Origin of the sequence: Kitasatospora sp. NPDC059599 (assembly GCF_042735125.1) — a bacterium.
Lineage (GTDB): Bacteria > Actinomycetota > Actinomycetes > Streptomycetales > Streptomycetaceae > Kitasatospora.
Genome location: NZ_JBHWCL010000251.1, coordinates 1 through 7570, shown reverse-complemented (window position 1 = coordinate 7570; position 7570 = coordinate 1). Strand labels below are relative to the sequence as shown.

Annotated in this window: 8 protein-coding genes and 1 pseudogene; 3 read left to right on the top strand and 6 right to left on the bottom strand. The window is 73.4% G+C overall.

What is annotated here, in order from left to right:
* Nucleotides 1-172: 172 nt before the first annotated feature.
* Complete coding sequence (locus ACFV04_RS42790) at nucleotides 173-1069, top strand: alpha/beta fold hydrolase (protein WP_380341420.1); 897 nt, start codon at nucleotides 173-175, stop codon at nucleotides 1067-1069.
* Between the two features lie 5 nt (nucleotides 1070-1074).
* Nucleotides 1075-1728, top strand: coding sequence for a 4'-phosphopantetheinyl transferase (locus ACFV04_RS42785; RefSeq protein ID WP_380341422.1), 654 nt, complete (start codon nucleotides 1075-1077; stop codon nucleotides 1726-1728).
* A gap of 116 nt (nucleotides 1729-1844) precedes the next feature.
* Here ACFV04_RS42785 and ACFV04_RS42780 read toward each other — a convergent pair whose 3' ends face one another.
* The 3 genes from ACFV04_RS42780 to ACFV04_RS42770 form a co-directional block, all read right to left on the bottom strand.
* Complete coding sequence (locus ACFV04_RS42780) at nucleotides 1845-3005, bottom strand: SGNH/GDSL hydrolase family protein (protein ID WP_380536499.1); 1161 nt, start codon at nucleotides 3003-3005, stop codon at nucleotides 1845-1847.
* A gap of 88 nt (nucleotides 3006-3093) precedes the next feature.
* The gene (locus tag ACFV04_RS42775) at nucleotides 3094-3672 is read right to left on the bottom strand and encodes a TetR/AcrR family transcriptional regulator (protein WP_360268794.1); all 579 of its coding nucleotides are present in this window, start codon (nucleotides 3670-3672) and stop codon (nucleotides 3094-3096) included.
* A 194-nt stretch (nucleotides 3673-3866) separates the two neighbouring features.
* Nucleotides 3867-4874 (bottom strand): AraC family transcriptional regulator, encoded by a 1008-nt coding sequence (locus ACFV04_RS42770; protein WP_380536498.1) that lies wholly within the window; start codon nucleotides 4872-4874, stop codon nucleotides 3867-3869.
* A gap of 202 nt (nucleotides 4875-5076) precedes the next feature.
* On the opposite strand from ACFV04_RS42770, the gene ACFV04_RS42765 reads away from it, so the two are divergent.
* Nucleotides 5077-5544, top strand: a complete 468-nt coding sequence (locus tag ACFV04_RS42765; protein WP_380341429.1) for a DUF1772 domain-containing protein — start codon at nucleotides 5077-5079, stop codon at nucleotides 5542-5544.
* Between the two features lie 87 nt (nucleotides 5545-5631).
* On the opposite strand, the gene ACFV04_RS42760 is transcribed toward ACFV04_RS42765, so the two are convergent.
* The 3 genes and pseudogenes from ACFV04_RS42760 to ACFV04_RS42750 form a co-directional block, all read right to left on the bottom strand.
* On the bottom strand, nucleotides 5632-6348 hold the full coding sequence (locus tag ACFV04_RS42760; RefSeq protein WP_380536496.1) for a polysaccharide deacetylase family protein: 717 nt from the start codon (nucleotides 6346-6348) through the stop codon (nucleotides 5632-5634).
* A gap of 187 nt (nucleotides 6349-6535) precedes the next feature.
* Nucleotides 6536-7135, bottom strand: a complete 600-nt coding sequence (locus ACFV04_RS42755; RefSeq protein ID WP_380536495.1) for a DUF1772 domain-containing protein — start codon at nucleotides 7133-7135, stop codon at nucleotides 6536-6538.
* Nucleotides 7136-7379: 244 nt separating this feature from the next.
* Nucleotides 7380-7570 (bottom strand): annotated as a pseudogene (locus ACFV04_RS42750) (NmrA family transcriptional regulator); the annotation flags it as partial.

Sequence of the window (7570 nt, the reverse complement as noted above, 5' to 3'; positions counted from 1 at the left end):
CAACCTCACCACCAAACACACCACCGCCACCCAACACGCCCTCACCAACCTCCACCACCACCTCACCAACAACCACTAACCAAACAACAACAACAAAAAACAGCACACGAAGAACGAGCAGCAGAAGAACGACAAAGCAAGAAACACAAACGAGAAACAGGAGGAGGGCCCCATGCAGACCGCCGCCGTAGTTCCCGCCCTGCCGGCCGAGCACGCCGTCACCACCACCGACCACACCGCGACCACGGACGACTTCGCGCGTCTGGCGATCACGGTCCACCAGCCCGAGACGCCGGATCCGGCCCGGCCGTTGGTCGTTCTCGTGCACGGGTGGGCGGCTTCCCGGACCGTCTGGCACAGCACCGCTCGGCAGTTGGCCGCGGCCGGGCACACCGTGGCCACGTACGACCAGCGCGGGCACGCCTCGTCCACGGTCGGGCGGGAGCCGATCAGCATCGAGCGGTTGGCTCAGGACCTGGGCACCGTCGTGGGGACGCTGACGACGCCGGAGCGGCCGGTCGTGCTGGTCGGGCATTCGGGTGGCGGCTACGCGGCGCTGGCCTGGGCGGCGCAGTTGTCCGCTTCGCGGCCGGCGGGTGCGGGTGGGCGGCTCGCCGGGTTGGTGCTGGTGTCCACGGCTTCGCACGGGCAGAACACGCCGGCGAACGAGGTGAAGATGATGGGTTCCGGGCTGTTCAGCCGGGCGTTGCGCACGCCGTGGCTGGGGCGGAAGTTGCTGGGCCAGACGCACGGGCCGCGCGCCACCCTGGAGGCCCGTGAGGCCAACCGGCGGCTGTTCGCCCGCACGTTGCCGCAGACCCGTGCGGCCTGCTTCGCGTCCACGCAGGAGATGGACCAGCGGGCCGGGCTGGCGGGGATCGCCGTGCCCACCGCGGTGATCACGGGCACCGAGGACAAGATCGTCAAGCCGAGCTTCAGTCAGGAGCTGGCCGCCGCCCTCCCGCAGGCGACGCTGTACGAGGTTCCGGGCATCGGGCACATGGTTCCGCTGGAGAACCCGGGGCACATCGCCCACCACACCCACCAGTTGGTTCTGGCGGGGCGCTGACCGTCGTGACCACCACTGCTCCCGCCGGCGTCCTGGCCGCGCTGCTGCCGCCGTACGTCCACTGCGCCGAGGCGTTCGGTGTCCTGGATGCGGGCCGTCTCCACCCGTCTGAGGCGGCTTACATCCGGGACCGGTCGCCGCGCCGCCGGCAGCAGTTCGCGACCGCCCGGACGCTGGCCCGTCGGGCGCTGGCGGAGCTGGGCCATCCGTCGACGCCGTTGCTGCCCGGGCCCGGGGGTGCGCCGCAGTGGCCTTCGGGTGCTGCGGGCAGCATCACCCACACCCGTGGTTACACGGCCTGCGCGGTTGCCAGTACCGGTCGGCACCTGTCGCTGGGCATTGACGCCGAGCCCGTCCGGCCGCTCCCGCGCGGGGTCCTGGAGATGGTCAGCTGTGCGGAGGAGCGCGCCGGGCTGGCCGGGCTCCCGGCGGGGGCCGCCCCGTGGGACACCGTGCTGTTCAGTGCCAAGGAGGCCGTCTACAAGGCCGTTCACCCCCTCACCCGGACCTGGACGGGTCTTGCCGCGATCACGGTCGTGCTCGATGCGGACGGCACGTTCACCGCCCGGCATCCTCATCGTCCGGGTGTCGGCACGGGCCGGTGGGGCGTTCACCGGGGCGTCGTCCTCACGGCGCTCGCGCTCCCTCCGTCGGGTTGAGCACGGGTCCCTTGCGCCGCCGGGCCTCTCGCGCAAGCACCCCGCTGCGCGAGGCCCGGCGCCGTCGGGGCAGGCCGCCATCGGTCAGGCCGCCGTCGGGGCACGGCGCCGGGGTGTCACGACGCCAGCGGGCCGCCCCCGGTGAGGGCCAGTTCGGTGAACCGCCGGGCGATGAGGCGGTGGGCCTCCGGGGAGGGGTGGAGGCCGTCGGGGAGCGGGTGGGCGTCGTGTTCGGGCTCGCCGTAGAGGGCGAGTCCGTCCAGGTGGTGCAGGGCGTGGTCGCCGTCGGCGCGGCGTTCGGCGACGATGCGGGCGAGTTCTTCGCGGATGACGGTGAGGGTGAGGCGGCCGGTGGCGACGTCGGCCGGGTCGCCGGTGGCCCGGAAGCGGAGGGTGCCGGTGCTGAAGTCGGGGGCGAGCGGGCCGGGGGTGTCCTCGTGGAGGGGGCACAGCAGCGGGGAGACGACGAGCAGCGGTGTGGTCGGGTGGCCGTCGCGGACGGTGTCGAGGAAGCCGTGGACGGCCGGGACGAGGGCCCGCAGCCGCATGGCGTCGGCGTTCACCAGGTTGATGCCGATCTTGAGGCTGATCAGGTCGGCGCGGGTGTCGCGGATCGTGCGCGCGGTGAACGGGTCGAGCAGGGCGCTGCCGCCGAAGCCGAGGTTGACCAGGTCGAGTCCGGCGCCGTTGGCGACCAGGGCGGGCCAGGTGCCGGTCGGGTGTGCGGCGTTGGAGCCGTGGCTGATCGAACTTCCGTGGTGCACCCAGCGCTTGCGGGTGCCGGTCGGGACGGCCGTCAGGGGCGCGTCCGTTTCGAGGGCGATCAGTTCGGTGGTCTCGGTGTGCGGGAGCCAGATCTCGACGGTCTTGTCGTGTGCGGGCAGGCCGGTGAACCGCGCGCTGCCGGCCGGTCCTTCGGTGAGCTCGAAGCGGCCGGTGGCCAGGTCGACGGTGCGCAGGTTGCCGCCGGGGACGGAGGTCCGGGCGGTGAGGGTGCCGTCGACGAGCAGGTCGTAGACGCCGTCGGGCACGTGGGGGACGCCGGGGTAGGCGCGCTTGGTGGGGACGGTGTGCAGGGTGATCGCGGTGGCGCGGGTGCGGAAGGCGAGGCGGACGCCGGAGGGCTGGGACTCGGCCATGGCGAGCTGCTCGTCGGGGACCTGGCGGCGGGCCCGGGCGGGCAGCCGGTGCGGCAGCAGGCCGCGGCGGGTCCGTTCGACGTCCAGGTGGCCGTGGAGGAGGTCCTCGGTGACGGGGGTGGTGATCGTGGTGGTCATGGCGCTTCTTCGGGTCGTCGTGCGGGCGGAGCCGGACGCCGCGCCTGGTACGGGCGGGCCCGGGCCGGTGCCGCGTCGCACGGGCGGTTCAGGTGGTCGGGCGGGCTCCGCCGTGGCGCAGCAGGGTGTCGAGGGAGTCGATGATCCAGTCCCAGGACTGCTGGGCGTCGACGGCGGTGTGGCTGAAGCCGCCGGCCGCTTCGAGGCTGATGTAGCCGTGGAAGACGCTGCCGAGCATGCGGACGGCGTGGGTCTGTTCGGGTTCGGTGAGGTCGTAGCCGCGCAGGATCGCCCGGGTCATCTGGGCGTGCCGGACGCCGGCGCTGGCGGCGGCGGTCTCGGCGTCGAGGCGCAGGCGGGTGGCGTCGTAGCGGCCGGGGTGGCGGGCGGCGTAGTCGCGGTAGGCGTCGGCGAAGGCGCCGAGGGCGTCGCGGCCCGCGCGGCCGGCGAGGGCGTCGGCGACGAGGTCGGCGAGTTCTTCGAGGGCGTACAGGGCGATGCGGGTCTTGAGGTCCTGGGAGCTCTTGACGTGGGAGTAGAGGCTGGCGGTCTGGACGCCGAAGCCGCGGGCGACGGCGGCGACGGTCACGTGTTCGAATCCGACCCGGTCGGCGAGTTCGGCGCCTGCGACGACGACGCGTTCGACGGTCAGTCCTGCCCGTGCCATGTGCTTCCTCCCGTGCTGTCGCGCCGGTGCGCTACAGCCAGTATGGGATTGCCTAAATGGATTAGGCAAATGGGAAAGCACGCACCGGCCGGGCTCCGCCACTGCGGCGGAGCCCCGACCATCAGGGCCCCGACCGCTGAAGCCACGACCGCCGGAGCCCCGACCTCCCCGCCGGAGCCCCGCTCCACCGGGTGTCAGCCCGCCAGGATCACCGTCTCCGCCGGACCGGAGAAGCCCACCGGCTGCGACGGGGTGCCGGTCGCGGCGAGCCGGCGGTGCTCCTGCGGGCTGACCCCGCGGACCCGCTTGAACGCCGCGGAGAGGGCGAAGGCGTTGCTGTAGCCGACCTTGCGGGCCGCGAAGGCGACGGTGCACTCCGGCTCGCGCAGCAGGTCGGCGGCGACGGCCAGCCGCCAGCCCGCGAGGTAGGCCATCGGGGGCTCGCCGACCAGGGCGGTGAAGCGGCGGGCCAGCCCGGCCCGGGAGACGCCGACCCGCTGGGCGAGTTCGGCGACCGTCCAGGCGGTGGCCGGGTCGTCGTGCATCATCCGCAGGACCGGGCCGACCACCTGGTCGTGCTGGGCGCGGTACCAGGCGGGGGCGCCGGAGTCGGGGGCGGCGAGCCAGGAGCGCAGGACGGAGACCACCAGCAGGTCGAGGATGCGGTCCAGGACGAGCTCCTGACCCGGCTCGTTGCGCCCTATCTCGGCGGCCAGCAGGTGCACCAGGGTGTCGTCGGCGCCGGTGCCGGCCGGGCGGACCAGCAGGGCGGGCAGGCAGCCCAGCAGGCGCTGGCCGATCTCGTGCTCGGCCTGGTAGGTGCCGGAGAGGACCACCGAGGAGGCCCGGTCGCCCTCACGGCCCTGCCCCCAGGTCCGGACGCCGAGCGACATCACCTCGGACACGTCCACCCCGCCCTTGGTGCAGACCTGGCCCGGGCCGACGATCACGTCCACCGGCGTGTCCGGGTCGTCCGCGACGGTGTACGGCTCCGGGCCGCGCACGATCGCCACGTCCCCGGGGTGCAGCAGCAGCGGGGTGCCGCGCTCGGGCAGGATCCAGGCGTCGCCGCGGACCATCGTCACCACCGAGAGCGGGGCCCGGTCCTCGATCCGCAACGACCACGGAGGGGTGAGGATCGACCGCAGCAGGAACGCGCCGCGGGCCTTGGGGCCGTCGAGGAGTCCCGTCAGAGTGTCCATGCCGACAAGTGTAGACGGCGGGACATCATTTGACGCTTCGTCATTTGAGAGACTCTTGAGTGTTCAAGGTGGCCTGAGGGCCGGAAATGCCGGATGATCTGCCCACGGGGGTAGCACCGACGCGGCGACAGCGACACGCGCGATACCGACAGCGAGAAGTGAGGGGCTCACGACGATGGAAACGGCACGCACACTCGTCCTGGTGGCGGCCACTGTCACCTGTGGACTGACCGCCGGACTGTTCTACGCCTACGCGTGCTCGGTCATGCCCGCGCTCGCGCGGGTCGAGGACCGGACCTTCATCGAGGTGATGCAGCGCGTCAACGTGGCGATCCTGAACGGCTGGTTCGTCCTCGGCTTCGTCGGCGCCCTGCTGGCCACGGCAGCCGCGGTCGCCCTGCACCTCCCCGCGGACGGCCACGACGTGCTGCCCGCGACCATCGCCGCGCTCGTGCTGTACATCGCGATGATCGGGGTCACCCGTTCGGTCAACATCCCGCTGAACGACGAGCTGGCCGCCGCCGGGACGCCGCAGCGAATCGCCGACCCGGCCGGCGTGCGCGGGCGCTTCGAGGCCCGCTGGGTGCGCTTCAACGTGCTGCGCGCCCTGCTCTCCACCGGTGCCCTCGGCTGCCTCGCCTGGGCCCTGGTCCTCAACGGCCAGAGCTGACAGCGGCATTCGGCGGGGCTTCCGGCGGACTCCGGCGGACGCCGGCCCGGCGGACGCCCCCGGTACCCTTCGCCACCCTGAACGGCCTCAGCCGCACAGGGTGGCGAAGGCGTACCCGCGCGCCTTGAGCGTGGCGATGATCGTCGGCAGAGCGGCCACGGTCTGGCTGCGGTCACCACCGCCGTCGTGCAGCAGGACCACCGATCCCGGGCGGACGTGGTCCAGCACCCGCGAGCGGATCGCCGCCGCGCCGGGCCGGGACCAGTCCGCCGGGTCCACCGACCAGAGCACGACCTGCTTGCCGAGCGCCGCCGCACGCGAGCGCACCGTGCCGTCGACCGCGCCGTACGGCGGGCGCAGGCAGGTCGGGGTGCGGCCGGTCCGGGCGCGGATCGCCCGGTCCGTGGCGCTCACCTGGGAGTCGACCGCGCCGGCGGAGAGCCTGCGCAGGTCCGGGTGCGACCAGGAGTGGTTCTGCACGCTGTGGCCCTGCTGCGCCACCTGCCCGGTGAGCGACGGATGGGCGGCCACGTTCTGCCCGATCTCGAAGAAGGTCGCGCGCACCCCGTACCGGGCGAGCGTGGCGAGGACCTTCGGCGTGTAGGCCAGGCTCGGGCCGTCGTCGAAGGTCAGGTAGACGACCTTCCCGCCCTTGCCGCCCGCACCGCCCGTGCCGCCGGCCGCCTCCGCCGGTGCGACGGGCAGGGTGACCGCGGCGCCCGCGGTCAGAGCGACGGCGAGCGCGCCGATCGCGGCCCGGAGACCTCCGACCGTCCTCCTGCGCCTGGCGGGTCGTACGGACATGCCTGCCCCCTGCGGTCGGAACTCCGGTGCCGCGGACCAGTCTGCTCCGCGGGCGGGGCCGCCGCGACCCTCCGGGTGACGGGACCGGGTGGATCCGGCCAGCCGCGCGCCGGGCCGACCGGGGCACGCCGGAACGCCCCCGACGGGATCCGTCGGGGGCGTCGACTGCGGTACGGGACCGGCTCGTTCAGCGTTCGGCGCGCCCGTGCAGCACCAGGGAGCGGGTCAGCGCCAGCAGACCGCCCGTGCACAGCGCGGTGCGGAGCATGTTGACCGGCACCCAGGTGTCGGCGAACTTGGCCCGCACGGCCGCGAAGTCGGTGATCTGGGACGGGTCGCCGGCCGCCGCCAGCTGGTTGTTCAGCGGGATGTTGACGCCCATCGTCACCAGCAGCGCCACCACGTACAGCACCGTTGCGGCCGCCGCCCACAGCGCCGCCTGACGTCGGCCCGCCTTGTGCTGCAGCCACGCCGCGACGCCCGTCGCGACGAAGGCGCCGACGAACACCAGGCCGAACATCCCGTTCTCGATCGACTTGTTGATGTGCTGCATCGCCGTGACGTACGTCCGGTCGTCACCGGCCGCCAGACCCGGCATCACCGACACGTCGAAGGCGAAGAACAACCCCGCCATCAACCCCATCGCGACGGCGGCGCCCGCCAGCAGCGGACCGGCGGCCTTGCTGCGCGCGGCGGGGACGGCCGGGGCCGCGCCGCCCGGCGCGAGGCCGGAGAAGGACTGTGGAGCGGTGTAGGAAGCAGGGGTCGCGGTCTGGTCCGAGCGCATAGGTGATCCTTCGGTTCTCCCCGGTCCCCGCCCAGCGCGGGGACCCTCCCGGTACCCGGCGCACCGGCCTCCTCACCGCGTCCGGCCGGAGCCGGCGTGGACGGTCAGGGGGCCGGCACCGCCCGGCACCGACGATCTTGTGAACTGCCGTGCGAACGGCAGGTCTTGCCCTCCCGGCAGGTCGTAGCCTCCCGGCAGGTCCTGCTCTCCCGGCGGGTCGGCCGGGGGTCGTTCCTGCGGCTGGTCACGCGTTCCACACGCCCGAGGCGGCGGCCTCACGGGCGTAGTCCCCGAAGTCCCGCGGCTCACGCCCCAGCGCCCGCCGCACCCCGTCACCCAACGACGCGTTGCGACCGTCCAGGATCACCGAGAACAGCTCCGCGAAGTCCGCCGGCAACCCGGCCTCCTCCAGCACCCGCCGGTACGACTCCGGCG

Excerpts from the sequence above, each read along its gene's own strand:
- ACFV04_RS42760 (WP_380536496.1), bottom strand. The coding sequence starts at position 6,348 with ATGTCCGTACGACCCGCCAGGCGCAGGAGGACGGTCGGAGGTCTCCGG.
- ACFV04_RS42775 (WP_360268794.1), bottom strand. The coding sequence starts at position 3,672 with ATGGCACGGGCAGGACTGACCGTCGAACGCGTCGTCGTCGCAGGCGCC.
- ACFV04_RS42780 (WP_380536499.1), bottom strand. The coding sequence starts at position 3,005 with ATGACCACCACGATCACCACCCCCGTCACCGAGGACCTCCTCCACGGC.
- ACFV04_RS42770 (WP_380536498.1), bottom strand. The coding sequence starts at position 4,874 with ATGGACACTCTGACGGGACTCCTCGACGGCCCCAAGGCCCGCGGCGCG.
- ACFV04_RS42790 (WP_380341420.1), top strand. The coding sequence starts at position 173 with ATGCAGACCGCCGCCGTAGTTCCCGCCCTGCCGGCCGAGCACGCCGTC.
- ACFV04_RS42755 (WP_380536495.1), bottom strand. The coding sequence starts at position 7,135 with ATGCGCTCGGACCAGACCGCGACCCCTGCTTCCTACACCGCTCCACAG.